This window comes from Algoriphagus ratkowskyi, from assembly GCF_002150505.1.
Lineage (GTDB): Bacteria > Bacteroidota > Bacteroidia > Cytophagales > Cyclobacteriaceae > Algoriphagus > Algoriphagus ratkowskyi.
In genome coordinates this window covers 79,915-101,016 of record NZ_MSSV01000001.1, presented here as the reverse complement: position 1 = coordinate 101,016, position 21,102 = coordinate 79,915, and the positions used below count along the sequence as shown (strand labels likewise).

The window sequence follows — 21,102 nt, the reverse complement described above, 5'->3', positions numbered from 1 at the left end:
GATTAATTGTATATCTAATCAAAATCTTACCCAATCACGCTAATACCTTATTTGTATAGAGTTTAGAGTGCTTTTAGTGATGTCAAATGAAAATTATGCTAGTACTCATTGAAGCGAATTTCCCCACTATGTGCAATAAATTCTATATTTTTTGCCCCTTCGCTCCCTTCTACCGATAGCTTTCAGAAAGTCCTACATCATTCAAAGCAAGGGATGTGGATTGTCTGATATCATAGTGGATATACACAATACATTATTTACTGACTTTACTCCACAATTTCTGTCCCCACTTACTTAGAAAATTTTGCTCATCTGCTCCTTCTAGGTCTTCTTCACCAAGTGCATATCCCAATGGCTCTAAAGAAGGAGTTGCATCAAAAATAATCTTGGCAATACCGGTAATTGGGATACTTAGTATCATTCCAACAATTCCCCAAATAGATCCTCCTAAAATAACTACAACTATCGTAACTAATGGATTGACCTCCACCTTACTTCCTACTACATATGGCTCTAGAATGTAACTTTCTACAAATTGTGCAATCCCAAAAGTGACTGATACGCCTATTATACCGCCAACTTCCGCACCCGCAAATAGCGCCATGACCATAGCCAATCCATATCCAATGATATTTCCAATAAATGGCACAAGCGATAAGATTGCAGCTATCACGCTTATAAGAATTGCATTTTCGATTCCCGACACAGATAATCCTATGCTATAGATGACCGCTAAAAAAGCGATTAAGATTAATCTCCCCACTATAAAATTTAAAGAAAGTTCTATAGAATTATTCATCACGTCCTCTGCCTCTTTTCTATTTTGACTATTAAAAAACTTCAAGATGGAAAGCTTTACTTTATTCCTGTATAGCAATAGGAAGAACAAATAAACAAGTGTGAGAACAGCGCTAGAGATAAAGTTGAAAAAATTTTTAAGTAATGAACCAACTTCAGATGCAGCTTTCGCAGCAATCTTTTCTGTAGAAGATCCTTGGGTAGAGGCATCTTGATTGGGACTATTTGCCACAGCAGCTGTTTCAGTCTTAGCTGATTGATTTACTGAGTTAGAATCTTGAGAAGGAAAAAATTCTCCAAGTTCTTCCCCAAAATCCAACCCTGTTTTCTCAGCTAAAGATTTATTAAACTCTTCCAACTTGGGCTGAATACTTGTTTTTATTTCTGGCCAACGCTCTGAGATATTTACTACTTGCGCGGATAAGACTACAAAAAACGAAAGAAATAAAAGTAAACTTATAACTACACTAGTTAATGCAGCAAGCGCTCTTGAGAATTTCCAACGCTCTAATTTTCTGCAAAGAGGTATGCATATTAATGTCAAAAGTATCGCTACTGCGAAGGGCTTCAGAAATCCTGCTGCCTCTATTGTACCTAGAAGCATAAAGTAAGTTCCTACTATCAGTAATGTTAGGATAAATAGAATTTGTTTAGCTTTCATTCCGTGTGTTGCTTATTGACATGAGTTTGGATTTCGTAATGATAATTGTTGCGAAAATTTTGAAACTGACCCTACTAATTGCCTGTATATGCTATTTTCCATAAAACGTTACCTGAATCATCATTGACAAGAAGAGATCCATCAGGTAATATCGTCACATCTACTGGACGTCCATAAACTTTTGATTTATTGATATCAGAGACAAATCCACTTAAGAAATCCTGCGGCTGACCTGAAGGCTTTCCTTCGGTGAATGGGATAAACAAAACTTTATAACCTGCCAGTTTTTCACGATTCCAAGATCCATGTTGTCCTACAAAAGCGCCATTTCTATACGCTTCAGGAAAAGTAGATCCATTATAAAAAGTTAAACCCAGGGACGCAGTATGACTACCAACAGATACATCTGGAACTAGTGCTTTTTCTACCATTTCTGGAGCTTTACCATATAGTCTAGGATCTTCTATTTGTCCAAAATAGGAATAAGGCCAGCCATAAAAACCACCTTTTTTCACGCTAGTGATATAATCCGGCACTAAATCATCACCTAATTCATCTCGCTCATTTACTGCAGTCCATAGTTCCTTTGTGATAGGATTCCAAGACATGCCTACAGGGTTTCTTAAACCACTGCCAAACATAATTTCTCCTGTACCATCAGGATTTACTTCCAAAATTCCCGCTCTTCGATGTTCTTCCTCCATGCCATGCTCACCTGCATTACTAGCTGATCCCACGGAAATATAGATTTTGCTCCCATCTTCGTTTGCTATCAAATTCCTAGTCCAATGGTTATTGTAGCCACCTGCGGGTAAATCAACTATTTTTTCTCCTTCACCATTTAATTTCAATTGTCCTGATTGGTAAGGATATCGGTATAGTCCATCTGTATTTGCGATATAGAAATGATTATTAAGAACCAACATCCCGTAAGGCTGATATAGATCTTCCTTAAAAATCTCACGAGTCTCGTAGTCACCATTTTTATCCTTGTCCTTAAAAACAGTGATCCGATCGGCACCCTTTTTAGTATTACTTTCGACTACAAAAATATCTCCGTTTGGACCCACATAGGTATTCCGTGGATTATCCAATTTATCGGCAAATTTAGTCACTAAGAAGCCTGCGGGCGCAGTGGGGGTTTCTCCATCTGGCCAGTCGACTAATTTACTCTCATTTCTAACAGATTCAGATGAATAAGGCGGTGGTAAAATAACTTCTCCATTTGCAGTCTGAACTCTATCAGGCTTGGATTGTGAGATTTCCTTTTTCTCTCTTTTTGATACTTTTTCCTGACATGAAACAAAGGATATAGAGGCCAGAGCTAAGAATGGCATCAAAGATTTTATGTGCATAGTTTATAAAGATTAGCAATTCAACTGTATTTAGAACCAATCATACAGCCAAAAAATAAATAGGCAGATAAATGCGATTATCAATCTATTAGGTGAGTTTCTGCCAGAAATCAACAAGTAAATCGAAATGACTGTGAAAAAATATTCCCAATTCGGGCTTAACTATGACTTTTATCCTCCCTCTAGCCTCTCCAGTGTTTTTTCTATGCTCACGCCCTTCCCTAGAACTTCTTTGAAAAGATCTGGAAATTTTTCAATCCTTTCCATAACTGTGAAAATGGTAAAATCTCCTTTATCCAATTTCATATTCACTTCCTTCCATAGCAAAGGTGTAGAAACTGTTGCGCCATGCTTGGGACGTACACAATAGACAGATGCCAGCGTCTGAGCGGATCGATTTTGAAGATAGTCCAAATAGATCCTTCCTTTTCGCGCTTTCAGAGGCCTTTCCATGGTGGTAAGTTTTGGAAGTTGCTCCTGTATTATGGTACAGAGCAACTTGCAGAAATTTCTTGCTTCTTCAAACGTGTAGACTGCTCCCATTGGTATGTAAATATGAAGGCCACTTGATCCTGAAGTTTTACAATATCCTTCTATCCCCAATTCATTGAGTAAATGATGAAAAGACTGAGCAACTTCCACAACTTCCTGAAAGTCATTTTTCTCAGAAGGATCTAAATCAATCACGATGTAATCTGGTTTTTCTAAGGAACCGACTCTCGAGTTCCAAGGATTAATCTCGATACAGCCAAGATTCGCCATATAAATCAGTGTAGCTTCCTTTTGACATAGCATGTAATCAATATTCTTGTCCGAAGACTCCGAATATAATTTCACCGTTTCTATCCAATCAGGATAGCCTTCCGGCGTATCTTTTTGATAAAAACTTTCTTTTTCAATACCGTTGGGATGGCGGTGTAGATTCTGAGGACGATCTTTCAAAAAGGGCAGAATGTACTCCGATACAGCTATGTAATAGTCTATTAGATCATATTTAGTAATCCCATCTTTTGGCCAAAGAGGCTTTTCCAAATTGCTCACAGGCACATTAATCCCATCTATTTCTAAGGAGTTATCGGATGTGTTATTTGCATGAGTAGATAACTTAGGACTTTCTAATTCTAACTTTTGGGGGATTTTATCACTTCTAAATCCCTTGAAAACCGGCTGTCTTAGTCTCCCTTTTTCAGTCCACTCTGCAAAAGTGACTTCGGCTACTTGATGTGGTTGAAGCCAGACTGCTTGTCTCCCGGCAAGATTTATTTTATCAGGAAAAGGTGATTTTAATTGAGTGATCTTGTCAAACTCTTTTTTCATTTCTCTCTGCTGGGAAATAGAAAAACCAGTGCCACAGTTACCTACATAACTCAATTCATTGTTTTTATAAAGACCTAAAATCAAAGAGCCGAATGGTCGATTTTCCGATTTGGTATAGCCACAGATAATTGTCTCTATACTTTCCTGCGTTTTAAACTTTACCCAAGACTCAGACCGTACGCCTGGATAATAAAAGGAATCAGCTTTTTTCCCAATAATCCCTTCCAATCCTTGTTCTTTCACCTTTTCAAAAAATGCTTTTCCTCCTCCTACTATATGATCACTGTAGCGAATTTGAGGTATATCCTCTACCAAAGCCTCCAATAATTCCTTGCGGTCCTCTAGCTTTAAATGAGCAATGCTGTGCCCATCCAAATAAAGCAAGTCGAACACTACGTATATCAAATCCCCTTTTGGCTCCTCACTGTAATGCTGAAGCCATTGAAACTTGGAAGCTCCATTTTTATCCAAAGTCACTACTTCTCCATCAAGAATAGCACTTTTGGAAAGTTCTTTCAGATGTTTGACGAGACTTGGAAATGCGTTCGAATAATCAATTCCGTTTCGAGAATAAAGTGTTGTGGTAGCTGAGGAATGATTGCAGATCATGCGATACCCATCCCATTTGATCTCGTAAAGCCAGTTTTTTGAAGTGCTAAATTTGAGCTCTTTACTCGTAGTAGCTAGCATGGGAGCAACTTGTTGCGAAAGCTTAAAGGATTTGGATGGTGGCGCGGAGCCATCAATAGAGGTTTCGCTTAAGTGTAGGTTTGCATCGTAATCAAGCTCCGTTGCATATTTATCCTTTTTTTTGATCAAGAGCCATTGCGGTTTTTTGCCATCAAAATTTGTTCTCACTAAGGCAAAATCCCCCTTTAGCTTTGTTCCGATAAAGGTGATTTTCAAATCTCCATCTTCAATCATTTTCAAGATGTCCATGTCATCCGACATCGATGTAAATGTGCCCGAATCCCATATAGTCATCTCACCAGCACCGTAATTTCCTTTGGGAATTATTCCTTGGAAATCCAGGTACTTCAAAGGATGATCTTCCGTTTGGACTGCTAATCGCTTATCATTCGGATTCATCGAAGGCCCTTTTGGAATAGCCCAACTCTTTAATACACCATCTATCTCCAGCCTTAGATCAAAATGTAAATGGCTTGCATCGTGTCGTTGTATTACAAATCTAAGCTCTCCATTTTGTGGGGCTATATCACCTCTTGGCTCATTTGTTTTCTTAAAATCCCTCTTCTTATTATATTCCTCCAGAGACATCAGGAAGCTTTTTTACGTTTTTCCAAACTTGCTTTGAGCTGTGCCATGAGATCTTTTGAAGGAGTGTTTTCTGGCACAAATTTTTTCACCACCGCCTTCTTACCTTTAGATTTTGCTTTGATTACTTTCATCAACTGCTCGTTGTATTGATCTTTATACTGGCTCAAGTCAAACTTTTCGCTGTATTGCTTAATCAGAGATTCAGCCATTTCTACTTCTTTTTTGGTAGTTTTCGAAGTAGAGATTTTAAGATCTGAAGGGTTTCGTATTTCATCTGAAAAACGGATTACATGCAGTACAAGTACATCATTATAGATTCCAATTAAACAGAGATTCTCTTTCTGACGCATAACAAAAGTGGCGAGCCCAAGCTTTTTAGTTTTCTTCAACGCATCACGAAGTAGGTTATACGCTTTGCCTCCCTCCTTCTGTGGCTCTAAAAAATAGGGCTTTTTGAAAAGCATATCAGCAACATCGACTTCCTCTACAAAAGCCTCAATCTCTATTACTTTACTTTTTTTCGCATTGGCCTCTTCAAAATCCTCATCTTCAAGAATGATGTATTTATCATCCATTTTGAATCCTTTGACTATATTTTTCCACTCTACTTCTTTACCTGTTTTCTCGTTCACCCGCTGATACCTAATTCGAGCATGATCTTCCGAATCAAGCATATCAAGATCGATAGTTCGGTTTTCGGAAGCAGAATACATTTTGATGGGAATATTAACTAAACCGAATCCCAAGGTGCCATTCCAGATTGATTTCATAAACTATTAGTTTGGTGATGATAGTATTAAGCGTTTTCATTTAAAATTCCAGTTAGTTTTTTATTGCAATTTTTGGGCAATCCTTTTCGTGCTTAAAGTATCAAATTACTTACAGCTGAAAACATTACTTTAAAAGTCATGACTAAACCTAATCTTGTATAAATCGCATTAATAGGCTAACCTAAAACTGTGAATTCATAGTCAAAGTAGATAAATACTGTAATTCATCTCGCAGTTCAATCAAATACACTGGGGCAAATTCTCCCAGTAATCCGTAGTATTTTCTACATTAAAATTTAGTAGATATTAAGATTTTTGTCTGTCATATTTTTACTGGTTGCAGAAATCAATCTCCATCTTTTCATCCAATCGCCAATAAGTGCTCGATAGTTAGGGCTTGCATTGATTTTTTATAAACTATCTGTTTTTTATATTTTATCCGACATTCCCTCGCACTGTTTTAGTAGCGTATATCATGTAGATTATATCCAGAGCAAAGCATAACACTACTAGAATAATAAGTTTTGGATACAATTTCTTTAAATACATAATCACATTTTTATACATAAACACATTTTTGTGGACAGAATAAATTTCAACTGGCAGTTCCTATCGGGAAAAAGTAGACTTAGAGACCTTTTAAGAAAAACTAATTGGGCTGATACTTCCCTTGGAAACCCTCAAAACTGGCCAGTGAGCTTACTTTCCACGGTTTCACTGATCATGGAGAATCCAATGCCGATGTGCATTTTTTGGGGCAATGATTTTATCCAATTATACAATGACGGATTTGCGAATCTTCTCGGTGAACCAGAGCATAACAATGTTTTCAGTAAAAGTGCAGAAGTAACATACCATACAAAGTGGGCAGGTATTCAAGCTATTTTCCATAGGGTACTGAATGGTGAACCTGTATTTATTCCAGATTCCATTTTGACAATTAGTCAAGGGCATTTAAGCGAAAAAAATTACGACTTTACGTATAGTCCCATTAAAGATCTAGATGGAAACACAGTAGGAATATTATGTACAGCTGTGGAAATCACGGAAAAGAAACTAATTGAAGGGAAACTAGAGGATAGTAAGAATCAATTATTCTTTGCAATTGAATCTGCAGGTCTGGGCACTTGGGATTATAATCCTATCAGCAAAACCTTTTCTGGGAATGAAAAACTTAAATCCTGGTTTAATCTTGCTACTGATGAGGAGTTAGATTTGGATGTAGCATTAAACGCAATTGACCCCGAGGATAAAATCAGGGTGATAAATTCAATAGAACGTTCTCTTTTAATAGAATCCGGTGGGGTCTATGATATAGAATATGCTATTACAAATTCTGATACAGGTCAAAAAAGGATTGTTCACGCAAAGGGCAAATCTTGGTTTACAGAAGATAATGTTTGCTATAGGCTAAATGGAACGCTGGAAGATGTCACCGAGCAAGTACTTGCTAGAAATAAAATAGAAGAAAGGGAACAAAGTATTAGATCCATAATTGATAATTCTCCTTTTCCTATCGGGGTTTTTGAAGGTGAAGATCTCATTATCACACTAGCCAACCAGACCATCAAGGATGTTTGGGGTAAAGGGAATGACATTATAGGCAAGTCTTATAGATCAGTCCTTCCTGAATTAAAGGACACTGAAGTATTCAGTCAGATTATGGGCGTATTCTCTACAGGAGTTCCTTTTCATGCTAAAAACATGCATGTTTTCCTTGAAATAAACGGAGTATTGAAGCCATTTTATTATAACTATAGCTTTACCCCACTCTACAATACTTCAGGCGAAGTATACGCAGTGATGAACACCGCCGCAGACGTTACCGATATTCATCTTGCAAAACAACAAGTAGAAGAAAGCGAGAAAAGATTTAGAAACTCCGTTGAACAGGCCCCTTTAGGCATTACCATTCTTAGAGGAGATAATTATATCGTGGAAATGGCCAATGAAAATTATCTAAGCTTGGTAGATAAGACTTCTGAAGAGTTTATCGGAAAGCCAATTTTTGACACTCTCCCTGAAGTAAAAGATGTAATTGAAAATATTTTTAGAGACATCAAATTAACAGGAATGCCATTCTTCGGAAATGAATTTCCTGTCACCTTAAATAGGTATCGAAAACAAGAGGTTTCCTATTTCAATTTTGTCTACCATCCTTTGAAGGAAGAAAACGGAGAAATCAGTGGAATAATGGCGGTTGCTACTGAGGTCACAGATACTGTGAAAGCAAAACATTTGCTTCTAGAAAGCGAGAATCACTTTCGTAATTTAATCATGCAATCTCCTATACCCATGACTATCTTAAGAGGCGATCAGTACATTATAGAGTCTGCAAACAAAGCGATGTTTGAATCGGTATGGCGCAGAGAGCCTTCTGAGTTGATAGGGGTTTCAATCTTGGATGCTTTCCCTGAACTTAAAGATCAGAAGTATCCTGAACTACTCAGGAAAGTTTATGCTACCGGTGTAACTCACAGCGAGAAAGAGTCTCCGGCATTAGTGCGAGGAGCTGATGGGATCAGAAAATTCTTTTTGGATTTTGAATATGCCCCATTATTAGACGCTGAAGGTTTTACATCGGGTATGATGATCACCGTCAATGACGTAACCGACAAAGTGGAAGCAAGAGTAAAGGTTGAGAAAAACGAAGAGCGATTAAATATAGTAGTTAATGCCAGTGAACTAGGTGTCTGGGAGTATGATATAAAAAATGAAACAAGTATAATTTCCAGTAGGTGTAATGAAATTTTTGGCTTTTTAAGCTATGAGATTATTACCACCTCTCAATTGACAGAGAGATTTCATCCAGATGACCTTGAGAAGATCAAAGAAGCTTATGAGCAATCTTATAAATCTGGTACATTACTTTTTGAATGTAGAATCGTAAAAAATAACAGTTTGCGTAATTGGATTGAAGTTCGAGGAAAAGTTTTCCTTGATGATCAAGGTCAGCCTGATCGAATGGTTGGTACTATAAGAGACATCACCGATGCAAAGGGTTTCCATAAGCTGCTATTGGAGCGGGAGGAAAAGTTCAGACTTTTGGCTGACTCCATGCCTCAGATGATTTGGACATCTGACAGCGAAGGCAATTTGAACTATTACAATCAAGCTCTATATGATTTCACTGGTTTTAAATACGAGGATATAAGTGGTGAAGGGTGGCTTCAAATAGTTCACCCAGATGAGAGAAAAGATAATATTGAGAAGTGGAAACAGGCTATATCCACTGGCAAAGATTTTCATTTTGAACATAGATTTAAAAAAACTGACGGGAGTTACCGCTGGCAGCTAAGTCGCGCCATTCCACAACGAGACGAACAGGGAAATATAAGAATGTGGGTGGGTTCTAGTACAGATATTCAGGATCAAAAACTCTTTACAGTAGAATTAGAAAAGCAGGTAGAGGATAGAACCAAAGAGCTGAATTTAAAAAATAACGATCTTGAAAAAATGAATAAGGAGTTGCAATCATTCGCATACATATCAAGCCATGATTTGCAAGAGCCGCTTCGGAAGATCCAGACGTTCTCTAGTATGCTAATGGAGGATGAATACCCAAATATGACCGAAAGAGGAAGAGAAATGTTTGGGCGGATGCTAAGTGCTGCACAGAGAATGCAAACACTTATTCAGGACTTATTAGCCTATTCCCGTACCACTAGTCAGGATAGGCAATTTGAAATAATGAGTTTTAATTCGATAATCAACGATCTTAAGGATGATTTGAAAGAAGAGCTTCTTCAAAAAGATGCTGAGTTGATTTTAGAGTCTGAGGATAAGCTTAGAGTAATACCGTTTCAATTCAAGCAGCTTTTGATGAATCTAATTAGTAATGCGCTTAAATTTTCAGACCCCTCCAGATCGCCACGAATAATGATCGATAGCAAACTGGTTTCTAGTAAGGACTCAAGTGTTCCCAAGCTTGAAAAAAACATTATGTACCATCACATTTCAGTTTCAGATAACGGTATTGGGTTTGATTCTATTTACAGCGAAAAAATATTTGAAGTGTTTCAAAGACTTCATGGCAAAGCAGATTATATAGGAACTGGTATTGGACTAGCTATTGTCAAGAAAATAGTAGACAATCATGAAGGTTTTATTAAAGCATCAGGTGAATTAGATAAGGGAGCTACATTTGACATCTATATTCCTGCATAATTTTACTGAAAACTACATAGGCAGAAAAGCAATGACCTGCAAAAAAAATTTTACATTAAGTTGCTTGATTTTGGGCGAAGTAGCTTATTTGAGAGGGTATCGTTAAAGTTGATATCTTGGATCAGCAATTATACCAGAAGAATTTGCATATCTAGTACTCATATATTTCACCTATTTTTCTTTTCAGTATATTTGTGCTGACCTAAGCTCGTTCCCTCGTCTTGAATCCCTACCATGAAAGATAAGCTAACCATATTTTATACTGATGACGACGAAGACGATTTAGATTTTTTTAGAAAAATAATTGAAGTAATTAGTGAAAAGTATGAATTAATCACCTATACAGATGGTTTTCAATTAATTCAGGCTTTAGAAAATCCACCCCCAAATCCGTATTTATTGTTTTTGGACATCAATATGCCTGGAATGACCGGTATGCAAGTTTTGGAAAATATAAGGAAATCTAAAAATTATGGACTTCTTCCTATAATCATGTTTTCAACAACTCAAGATCAGTTAGTCATTAGAAAAGCTCATGAATTAGGTGCGAATTTCTTTATCCCAAAAGCAGATAGCTTTTTAAAGCTGAAAGCATCAATTCAATATGCCCTTGAAATTAATTGGGACAGCTTTAATCCTGATTTTAATGGCTTTTTATACAAAAAATAACTAGCTAACCCTAGCAATGAGTGAACCACACCTTTCTCCTTCCTTTCTTTTACAACTAAAAGCAAGCACTTCAAAACCTCATCAAGAATTAGAAAATTTACCTATTTCTGCTGCTCTCCTGTCGGACGATGTGAGTAGAGAGAACTACATACTTTATCTGGATTTGATGTATGATGCCATTAGAGAAGTAGAAAAAACACTGTTTCCTGTACTAAAGAATGAAATTAGTGACTTGGATCAGCGCCGTAAGCTCCCATTACTAGAAAAAGATTTTAAAAATTTAGGATACACTAAGGATAACGTATGCCCGGTATTTAAGGCTTTGGAAAATGAAATATCCATTGGGTTTGCTATGGGAATGATGTATGTGATAGAAGGTTCGTCATTAGGAGGCAGATATATTTATAAACATATTCATAAAACTTTAGGATATGATTTGCAAACAGGCGCGTCATACTTTGCTGGATATAGCGATCAGACTGGAATATTATGGAAGCAGTTTATGACCGCTATTACTAATTTTGAAGTTCAAAGTCAAAGTGGAAAGGACATTATCGCTGGTGCCAATTATACTTTTACAGCTATCAAAGACCATTTTATAAATAATTCTGTACGTTAATTTCTATGAGATTAAAAGACATTGTAAATAGAGATTTAGTCAATCTTTCTAATTGTGAACAAGAACCAATTCATATTCCTGGAAGTATTCAGCCGCATGGTTTCCTTATCGGACTATTACAAGATTCCTTTATTATTGATTATTGCAGTGCAAATACTGAAGAATATTTAGGAATTCCTTATGTAGACTTATTGGGTAGTGTATTTAATGCAATTTTTGGTATAAAGGCACAAGAATCACTTTTTGAGTACATCTCTAAAAATCGGATGCTTTCATCATCGATGTTGAAAATCAAACTTTTACAATATGATTTTCTATGCACAGTACACCAAAGTGAAAACATCTATATACTTGAATTTCAGCCTGAAAATTTTCAGGTTAAGTTAGCGAATGAGGTGTATGATAGTACTTCACAGTTTCTTTCTTACATGCACTCCACTAATAGTCTTAAAGAGCTTTGTAATTTAGTGGCCGAGGGCACGCGAGGTATTACCGGTTACGATCGAGTAATGATCTATCGCTTTGATGACAATTAAAATGGAGAGGTTTATGCAGAAAGTGTTAGGGAGGATTTAGAACCATTTCTAGGCCTTCATTATCCGCATACCGACATTCCACCGCAAGCAAGAGAACTGTACATGAAAAATCTGTTGAGAATCATCACAGATATTAATTATACACCAGTTCCAATATTTACCGTCGATGATAGTAAAATTAAAAATCTTGATTTGAGCCTTTCTATTCTGAGAAGTGCTTCACCAATTCACATGGAATATCTACGTAATATGGGTGTAGGGGCTACCATGACGATATCTTTAATATATAAACAAAGACTCTGGGGTCTTATTGCTTGCCATCATTATACGCCAAAAAACCTCACCCCTGAATTACGACTTGCAGCACAATTGCAAGGCCATTTCATCACTTCGCAGATAGATGTAAGGCAATCTAAAGAAGAATATGAAGTATCTCGAAAGGTAAATAGTGCCATCGATAAAATTGACTCATTTAATCTAACAGGAGAACCTGAATCATTTAAGGAGCTAATCAAACAGCCAGAACTATTGTCCTTGTGCAATTCCACTGGAGTCTCAATAGTTATTGAGGGAAAAGTATACAAACATGGTCATACGCCATCAGAAAAGGAAATTATATTTCTTGCTAACCACTTTAACGATTCCAATATTAAAACAAGCTTCCACACCAATAAACTGGTGAATTTTTTACCAGATCTTAAGAGCCTTTGTGAAAACACGGCAGGTATTATTTACCATTCGCTGGATCTGGAAGAAAATAACTGCATCATATGGTATAGGCCAGAAACCAAGTCAGAGGTCACGTGGGCAGGTGATCCTAAAAAATCTATTATTAAGAATGAAAAAGGTCTTCATCCCCGCAATTCTTTTGAATTATGGAAAGAGATCGTGAATTGTACAAGTAAGCCTTGGCTCCAACCGGAGATAGATATGGCAGCATTCTATGCTAACGGCCTGCAAAGACAAATAAATCTTATAAAAATAACCAGAGAAGAGCAAAAGTACCGGAGGCTGAGTGAAATGCTAAAGGAAGCAAATGCAGAGTTGGAAAACATGAACTGGATCAGCTCTCATGACCTCCAAGAACCCTTAAGGAAAATGCAGCTCATTTCCTCACATTTGCTTAGTGAAGAGGAATTGTCTCCTAGCATTATGAATTCACTTCAACGATTGAACATTTCTGCCAAAAGAATGAGAACGCTCCTTCAGGATATCTTAAAGTACACACGCTTAAAATATTCGGAGGAATCTTTTGAACACGTTGATTTGAAGAAACTTATTGAAGAAATTGTTACCGATACCAATGATGATTTAAGCTTGTCCGCTAAAATAGAGGTTCAGCAATTACCACACATAATGGGTATCCCATTTTTCTTAAAACAGCTCTTCTCGAACCTGATCTCAAATTCTATTAAATACGCTAAAGATGGCGTACCCCCAACAATAGAAATCACTTCAAGGGCCAATTCCATTCCCTACTCAACGGGGAATAACGGGAAATTCTGGGTGGTTTCAGTAAGTGACAACGGAATAGGATTTGATCAGAAATATGCGGAAACTATATTCAATGTATTCACCAGACTTCATTTAGCTACCGAGTACAGCGGTTCTGGGGTTGGTTTAGCCTTGTGTAAGAAAATAATGAAAAACCATAAAGGATATATTACAGCAGTTAGCAATCCAGGAGAAGGAACAGTAATTAATTTATATTTCCCGGAGGTCAGCTCCAAAACTTTTTAAGCTCTCATCTCTTGTAAACGACTTATTTTTTACAAAGCTCCTATGGTAACACATAGGAACTTCTATGCTTTTGTCAACTTAAGCTGCAAACCTTCAATCAAAAAATTCCTTGAGATTTCATAAAAGGAGTCTCTTGCACAGAGTGAGAATTTTTTTTCCTGTGAAAATCTATCCCCCAAGCTAATTATGACCCAAAAAAGCTACTGTAGCAAGGTCTGAGCTACATTTTATAGAAAGCTCTAAATGGCGGAATATTTGGTCTTTCTCGGTAGACACTTCCCTAAAATCATGTGGAAATGTGGCTTTCTCACATCCCAAGATGTTTGCATTAAAAAATCCTTGGAATATTACAAAACCAGGGACTTATCCCATCCTATACTTAACCCTTCACTAATGATAATATCACAATCACCTCAATACGCTAGGATTCTAGATACTGTCGGAAGAACTCCTTTGATAAGATTGAATAGACTATACCCTGACAATCAACTTAAGATATTCGGTAAAATGGAAGCCTTTAATCCAGGCGGAAGTATCAAGGATAGAACAGCCCTACAACTTATTACGCATGCCATGGAAAATGGAGAACTGAAAAAAGGGGATACAGTGGTAGAATCAAGTTCGGGTAATATGGCCATTGGTCTGGCTCAAACTTGTAAATACTTCGGATTGAACCTAGAAGTAGTTGTCGATCCCATGGTTAATAGTCAGAATGTAAAGATTATCAAAGCGTATGGTGGCAAGGTAAATTATGTCACTGATCCAGCTTTAGAGGGAGGTTATTTGCAAGCGAGACTAGACCGAGTTCAAGAGATTTTAGCTGAAAATCCTAGGAGTTTTTGGACTAACCAGTATGGCAATTTGCAAAACCCAGCCGCTCATCAACAGACAATGCATGAAATAGTAAAGGATCTTGGTTATGCTCCAGATTACCTTTTTGCTGCCACTAGCACTTGTGGTACTTTAATGGGATGTACAGACTACGTTCGTTTGAACAAGCTAAAAACTAAAATTATTGCGGTGGATGCTGTGGGCAGCATCATTTTCGGAACTCCTATAGGAGCTCGAAAAATCCCTGGGCACGGAGCTGGAAGAAAATCCCAATTTTTGGATAGAAAATTAATTTCTGATGTGGTACATGTCAATGATGAAGAATGTGTGGACGGTTGCCATAGACTTCTAAATAAGGAAGCAATTCTCTGCGGTGGATCTTCTGGGGCAGTGACTTTTGCAGTGCAGAAAATGGCGCACTCCCTTCCATACGGCGCTACGGTGGCAATGATCCTGTGTGATAGGGGCGAGCGATACCTAGATACCATTTATAATCCTGAATGGATTACTAAAAATATTAGCCAGAAAATGGAGGTTTTAGTTTAAATACGAATTTTTTTCAACTTAAATACATCTTAAATGAGTGATGAGTCCAGTATTAAAAGAATTGCAATCGTAGGGTTAGGGCCAAAAGGGCTTTATGGATTAGAACGTGTGCTTGCAAATTTGGCTGAAGCCGAGCTTAAATTCCTTGTAGAAATACATCTCTTCAATAAAACAGATTCTTTTGGAACGGGAGACATATACAACACATGTCAACCAACCTATCTCATGATGAATTATGTCAATGGACATATTAATATGTGGTCAGAGAACGCACCAAAACCTGTAGTGCCACATCCAAAATCATTCACTGAATGGGTAGCTGAACATCAGGAGCAATTTCCCAATTCTAACGCATATACTTTTTCATCACGGGCAACCGTTGGCAAATATCTCTCAGAAGGATTTCAAGGCCTGGTAGACAATTGTCCAGAAAACGTAGACATTATCAAACATGTAGGTGAAGTAATTGCTATTGTTCGAGAAGGAGATGAGTACAACCTTCATTTTATAAACTCAATACCTGCTATACCGACCAAAGTAGAAGGTATTCACGATATACTTATTTGCACAGGCCATCCATGTGTAAATGATCCAGATTCTACTTCTGAAGAAAGATATGTCGATTTTATATATCCCACCGATAAGCGTTTAGCTAGTATTGCTTCAGGAAGCACGGTTGCTATTAAGGGGATGGGATTAACTTTCATAGATGCAGTTTTGGCGCTAACCCAGGGAAGACAAGGTCAATTCAGTGAAGATGAAAATGGAAATCTCACCTATTTAAGATCGGGTTACGAGCCAAAGATGATTTATCCATTTTCCAAGTCTGGCCTAATGATGATTCCAAGGGGTAATACCTATGGAAAACCTTCTTACGAGCCAATTTATTTCTGCAAAAATTCTTTTCAATATTTGGAGACGATGAGTGGGAAATATGATTTTGAGAGGCAACTTCTACCCCTAATTGAACAGGAATTTAAAGCAGTGTATTACAGTAAATTATTTGCAGAGAGAGGAAAAAAACTTTTACTATCTAGAGATTTTTCAGAAGTTGATTTTCAAATAGATCAATTCCATGAAGCGTATCCTGAGTTGAAAAAGTTTGATTTTCATCAATTCCTTTCGGGGCCTCTTCCAAGTCATGATTTACATATGAACATGCTTGAATATTTGCAAGAATGCATTCGTGAGGCAGAAATAGGCGAAGAAATAAGTCCCTATGCAGCAGTGGCTAGCGTATGGAGACATCTAAGTGAGGATTTCAATGAGCTTTACAAATTCGGCGGATTGAAACCGCAATCACAAAAAGTGTTCTTAGAGAAATATGCAGGTCACTTTAACAGAATTTCTTACGGCCCTCCTATCGAAAACTTGAAAAAGATAGACGCGATAGCAAAAGCTGGATTGATCGATTTCTCATTTTCTCAAAACCCAACTATTACAAAAACATCACACTATACTCTCACGGCCAATGAGACTTCGGCAGAAGCAGAATTCTTGATTGAAGCTCGGATTCCTAAGGTTCAGTTGCACCGATATGCGGGAGAATTATATGGTAAGATGCTGGAAGAAAAGCTTATTCATCCCTATGTTAATCGGTTGGAAGGAAGGTTGGATTTTAAACCAGGCTGTGTTTCAATCAATGAAAAAGGACATCCTATTGATGAAACAGGTTTGGCAAATCAATCAATTACGTTTTCAGGCACCCCGACGGAAGGGCTGACATACGACAACGACACACTTTCACGCAAAAGGAATGATTTCGTCAGTGAATGGGCGAAAAACTTAACAAAATAAATTGCTAAAATCTCAAACTCACCAATTATTATATCTTCTCACTAATGTCTGCTTTACCTAAATTAACACCTATTACTTCTCCATGGATGCACGATCTTATGGAAGAAAAAAATGTCTTGAATGAACTTCTAGAAAAGCATGAATCTCCGATCAATATTCATCAAACAGATGCCATGGAAGAAAATTTCAATTCTTACAAAAGTGTATTTGAAGAATTCGGATTAAAGCATAAAGTCTTTTTCGCAAGAAAAGCAAACAAGACTAAAGGAGCTGTTCAGAAAGCACATCAGTTAGGCATGGGTATAGACACGGCTAGTTATCAAGAATATGCGCAATGTTTGGAGATGGGTATTGATGGATCGAATTTAATTGTGACTGCTGCGGTAAAAAACCGCAAATTGATAGAAAAGGCAATAGATAATGGTTCGACTATAATTCTGGATAATGAAGATGAATGCATCCTTTTACAATCTGTGGCTGAAACACTTGATAAGAAAGCAAACATAGGGTTTAGAGTAAGCGGTTTTTTTGTTAACAAAAGAAAGCTTAAAAGCAGATTTGGATTTGATTTACTAGACATTGAGCCTTTCATTTCGGAGAAACTAATCGCCTCAGACCGATTCGATAGACTTGTATACAAAGGATTACATTTTCACCTAAATGGCTATTCTCTAGAAGAGCGAAGCTTTGCATTGACACAGTGTCTGTCATTTTCAGAGTTACTTCAAAAGAAGGGAATGATTACAGAATTTATTGACATTGGTGGGGGGATTTTAATGAATTACTTAAAAGATCAGAAGGAATGGGATCACTTCAACCAACAACTATTTAAAGCAGTTGGGAGGGCAATTGATCCAATAACATATGAAAATCAAGGGCTTGGCATTGAATCTTGGGACGGAATCATGCGTGGAGAATTGAAAACTTATCCTTTCTGGAATACCATTTCTAAAGGAGATTCTATCCGAAAAATCTTATCTCACAAAACTCATACGGGTGAAAATCTAGCGGAAATAGCGAAGAAACTTGAAATTGAAATTAGGATAGAACCTGGAAGATCAATGCTTGATCAAGTAGGTATTACTGTTGCAAAGGTAGCTTTTCGCAAAAAGGATTCCTCTGATGATTGGCTGGTGGGGCTAGAAATGAACATGACTCAAATGCTCAGCGGGAGCGCGGACTTTTTGCTTGACCCATTCGTAATATATCAAGAGTCTAATGAAAATGAACTAGCAGTCAAAGCATATTTCACTGGAGCTTATTGTCTGGAGCGAGATGTCCTTCTAAAAAGAAAACTCGATCTGCCAAAGCTTCCTCAGGTCGGCGATTTGGTGGTTTTTGTGAATACAGCTGGCTACATGATGCACTTTTTCGAATCAAGCGCACATTTATTCCCATTGGCAACCAACCTGATCTGGAATCGAACAATTGAGAATGGAGAAATTAAGGCAACACACTTTCAAAATGATGCTAACCTTTGAACTAAGTGCCATTTGAAAAATTAAAGCTAACATGAAAATAAAATTACTAGAAGAGTTCAAAGAATTTGCAGTTAAAGGCAATATGATCGACATCGCTATCGGTGTGATCATTGGCGCAGCCTTTAATAAAGTGGTAGATGTCTTAGTCAAAGAGATTTTCTTACCGCCACTATCTTTCTTGACTAATGGAATTAACTGGGAAAATAAAAAGATAATTTTAAGAGAGGCAATAACAATAGAAGGAGTTAGTCATCCGGAGGAAATAGCTATAGGATATGGGAAACTGCTCGAAGCTTCTGTGGACTTTTTAATCATAGGCTTCACCGTATTTCTTATAGTCAAACTGATGAATTCTCTTCGTAACAAAGCAGAAGATCCTAAAAACGCAACCGTTACAACTCCAAAAAATATTGAGCTATTAAGCAGAATGACGGAATTAATGGAAAAGCAGGTAGCCCTATTAGAGCAAAAAAATAATGGGGAAATGGGGAAATAGTTGATTTGGAAAACTATGGTTTTGACATAAAAAAGGCTTTCAATTAATTGAAAGCCTTTTTTATGGACTGATTTTTTTTACTCGTATCTTAAGGATTCGATAGGATCCAGTTTGGAAGCTTTGTAAGCTGGGAAATAACCAGACATCAATCCAACTAAGATACAGATCCCAAAGGCTATTAACATCCACATCCAAGGAATCAAGAAACCTCCAACCCCAATCACTAAGGCTATCACATTCCCAATGGAGATTCCCAAAAGAACTCCCATTGCTCCGCCAATTATGCAAATCATAATGGCTTCGAGCAAAAATTGCTGTCTGATTCTCAGTGGTGTAGCGCCTAGCGCTTTTCTAATCCCGATTTCTCTTGTTCGTTCAGTTACGGATACCAGCATGATATTCATCAATCCTATGGAAGCCCCTAAAAGTGTGATAAAACCAATACCGAAACCTCCCAATCTTAGGTATCCAGCAACTTCTTCCAGACTTTCAGCTACTGACTCACTTTTAGTCAAATCAAATGAATCTTCTTGCGCAACGCGATCTTGACGGATTTCTCTCATCATACCAATCGCCTGACCCATCTCATAATCTATCCGCTCAGGACCAGATGCCACGCCAGTTATGTTATAAGTGAAATTCCCTCTTTTATCTAATCGGCTAGCGTTCTCTATAGGAATAAGAATCTGTCTGTCAGCACCTTGGTCTGGCCCCATTCCCCCTTGTTCCTCAAGGATCCCAACTATGGTGTAGGGTTTACCTAACACAGTGATTTTTTGGTTTATTGGATCTTCATTTGATTCAAAAAGTGTGGTCTTAAGCTCCTTACCAATAATACATACATTAGTGCCATTTTGAATTTCCATGCTGCTAAAATTCCTGCCAAAATCCAGCTTCAACGCTTTAATAGTTAGGTAGTTATCATCACCACCTCGAACACGAACATTCGGATTAGTAGTTTTAGAACCTCTCTTAATTTCTGCATTTCCTGTGACAGATACGTACACAGTAGAAATACCAACATCGTTGTATTTTTCCTTGAAATTCATCACCTCTCTAAAGGTAAGCTTGGGATATGTTTTCTCGGTTTTACCATCTTGAATAGCTCTACCCCCACTATATCCCTTATTTCTGAGGTCAAATGAATTTGCGCCTAAGCCAGAAAAACTATCGGCAATCTGAGCTTTGATTCCATCAATAGCGGTAAGCATCCCGACAAGTGAGGATATACCTATAGCAATGATAGCACCCGTCAGAACAGTCCTTAATAGATTAACTTTTATAGAGCGTACTGCTTCACGTACGTTTTCGATCAAATTCATAGTATGTTCATAATAGAACGAAATTATAAGCCAATTTCGACTAGATATATCAAGTATAAATAATTCCTTGGGAAATGACTATCCAGTTATATAATTAAAGAACTGATCAGTGAATTCTATCACCACGAACTTTCAAATTCTTTATAACCTCACCTTCGAAGTCCAACCATTCTTTCCATCGTTGATTTACCTCATCAGCATCCTGATATTTGCGAGCTAATTCTAAATAGGTGACGTAATGTCCAGCCTCAGAAATCATCAGTTCATAGTAGAATTTACGGAGTTCCTGATCTTCCAATTGAGTAGACAAAAGTTTAAACCTTTCACAACTCCTCGCTTCTATTAATGCATTGAGCAACAAGTGCTCAGTAAGTTGCTGTTTCCTACTTCCGCCCTTTATCATAAAGCTAGTAAGCTGAGTAACATACTCGTCCCTTCGATTCGGCCCAAAAGTCAACCCTCGCTTCCTAATCTGCTCAAGTACTCGTTCAAAATGCCCCCATTCCTCTGCGACAATTGGCATCATTGTATCTACCACATCAACATAATCATTAAAGCGCACGATCAAACTAATGCCTGAGGAAGCAGCCTTTTGTTCACAATATGCATGATCGGTGAGGATGTCCTCTAGTTTCAAAGCTGCGACACCAGCCCATCTTGGGTCTGTGGGCAATTTCAAATGCAACATTTTCTCGCGTGTGCTTTCTTCCCAACTCATA

Annotated in this window: 15 protein-coding genes; 9 read left to right on the top strand and 6 right to left on the bottom strand. The window is 37.5% G+C overall.

Features of this window, described 5'->3' with window-relative positions; all coding sequences use genetic code 11:
- Positions 1-253: 253 nt before the first annotated feature.
- The 4 genes from BVH02_RS00480 to ku all read right to left on the bottom strand — a co-directional run bounded on the left by BVH02_RS00480 (position 254) and on the right by ku (position 6,179).
- The gene (locus BVH02_RS00480) at positions 254-1,459 is read right to left on the bottom strand and encodes an AI-2E family transporter (protein ID WP_086497774.1); all 1,206 of its coding nucleotides are present in this window, start codon (positions 1,457-1,459) and stop codon (positions 254-256) included.
- Positions 1,460-1,533: 74 nt separating this feature from the next.
- On the bottom strand, positions 1,534-2,814 hold the full coding sequence (locus tag BVH02_RS00475) for a PQQ-dependent sugar dehydrogenase (protein ID WP_191278293.1): 1,281 nt from the start codon (positions 2,812-2,814) through the stop codon (positions 1,534-1,536).
- Positions 2,815-2,985: 171 nt separating this feature from the next.
- On the bottom strand, positions 2,986-5,409 hold the full coding sequence (gene ligD, locus BVH02_RS00470; protein ID WP_086497772.1) for a DNA ligase D: 2,424 nt from the start codon (positions 5,407-5,409) through the stop codon (positions 2,986-2,988).
- Positions 5,409-6,179 (bottom strand): non-homologous end joining protein Ku, encoded by a 771-nt coding sequence (ku, locus tag BVH02_RS00465; protein WP_086497771.1) that lies wholly within the window; start codon positions 6,177-6,179, stop codon positions 5,409-5,411. Before ku ends, ligD begins: the two co-directional genes overlap by 1 nt.
- A gap of 579 nt (positions 6,180-6,758) precedes the next feature.
- Between ku and BVH02_RS00460 the strand changes: the two genes are divergently transcribed.
- From BVH02_RS00460 to mscL, 9 genes are all read left to right on the top strand, one after another.
- The gene (locus tag BVH02_RS00460) at positions 6,759-10,346 is read left to right on the top strand and encodes a PAS domain-containing protein (protein ID WP_086497770.1); all 3,588 of its coding nucleotides are present in this window, start codon (positions 6,759-6,761) and stop codon (positions 10,344-10,346) included.
- Positions 10,347-10,580: 234 nt separating this feature from the next.
- Positions 10,581-11,015 carry a response regulator gene (locus BVH02_RS00455; protein WP_086497769.1) on the top strand — a complete coding sequence of 145 codons (435 nt, stop codon included), beginning with the start codon at positions 10,581-10,583 and terminating at the stop codon, positions 11,013-11,015.
- A gap of 16 nt (positions 11,016-11,031) precedes the next feature.
- Positions 11,032-11,634 (top strand): biliverdin-producing heme oxygenase, encoded by a 603-nt coding sequence (locus BVH02_RS00450; protein ID WP_086497768.1) that lies wholly within the window; start codon positions 11,032-11,034, stop codon positions 11,632-11,634.
- 5 nt (positions 11,635-11,639) lie between these two features.
- A complete protein-coding gene (locus tag BVH02_RS21605; protein WP_205635689.1) occupies positions 11,640-12,170 on the top strand; it encodes a phytochrome family protein in 531 nt (176 codons plus the stop codon).
- Between the two features lie 102 nt (positions 12,171-12,272).
- Positions 12,273-13,910, top strand: a complete 1,638-nt coding sequence (locus BVH02_RS21990; protein ID WP_205635688.1) for an ATP-binding protein — start codon at positions 12,273-12,275, stop codon at positions 13,908-13,910.
- Positions 13,911-14,303: 393 nt separating this feature from the next.
- The gene (gene sbnA / locus BVH02_RS00440) at positions 14,304-15,287 is read left to right on the top strand and encodes a 2,3-diaminopropionate biosynthesis protein SbnA (RefSeq protein WP_086498203.1); all 984 of its coding nucleotides are present in this window, start codon (positions 14,304-14,306) and stop codon (positions 15,285-15,287) included.
- A gap of 33 nt (positions 15,288-15,320) precedes the next feature.
- On the top strand, positions 15,321-17,084 hold the full coding sequence (locus BVH02_RS00435) for an FAD/NAD(P)-binding protein (RefSeq protein WP_086497767.1): 1,764 nt from the start codon (positions 15,321-15,323) through the stop codon (positions 17,082-17,084).
- Positions 17,085-17,128: 44 nt separating this feature from the next.
- Positions 17,129-18,565, top strand: coding sequence for a type III PLP-dependent enzyme domain-containing protein (locus tag BVH02_RS00430; RefSeq protein WP_086497766.1), 1,437 nt, complete (start codon positions 17,129-17,131; stop codon positions 18,563-18,565).
- Positions 18,566-18,596: 31 nt separating this feature from the next.
- The gene (mscL, locus tag BVH02_RS00425; RefSeq protein WP_086497765.1) at positions 18,597-19,061 is read left to right on the top strand and encodes a large conductance mechanosensitive channel protein MscL; all 465 of its coding nucleotides are present in this window, start codon (positions 18,597-18,599) and stop codon (positions 19,059-19,061) included.
- A gap of 77 nt (positions 19,062-19,138) precedes the next feature.
- On the opposite strand, the gene BVH02_RS00420 is transcribed toward mscL, so the two are convergent.
- Both BVH02_RS00420 and miaE read right to left on the bottom strand, forming a co-directional pair.
- A complete protein-coding gene (locus BVH02_RS00420) occupies positions 19,139-20,383 on the bottom strand; it encodes an ABC transporter permease (RefSeq protein ID WP_086497764.1) in 1,245 nt (414 codons plus the stop codon).
- A gap of 106 nt (positions 20,384-20,489) precedes the next feature.
- Positions 20,490-21,101, bottom strand: coding sequence for a tRNA-(ms[2]io[6]A)-hydroxylase (gene miaE / locus BVH02_RS00415; RefSeq protein WP_191278295.1), 612 nt, complete (start codon positions 21,099-21,101; stop codon positions 20,490-20,492).
- Between the last annotated feature and the right edge of the window lies 1 nt (position 21,102).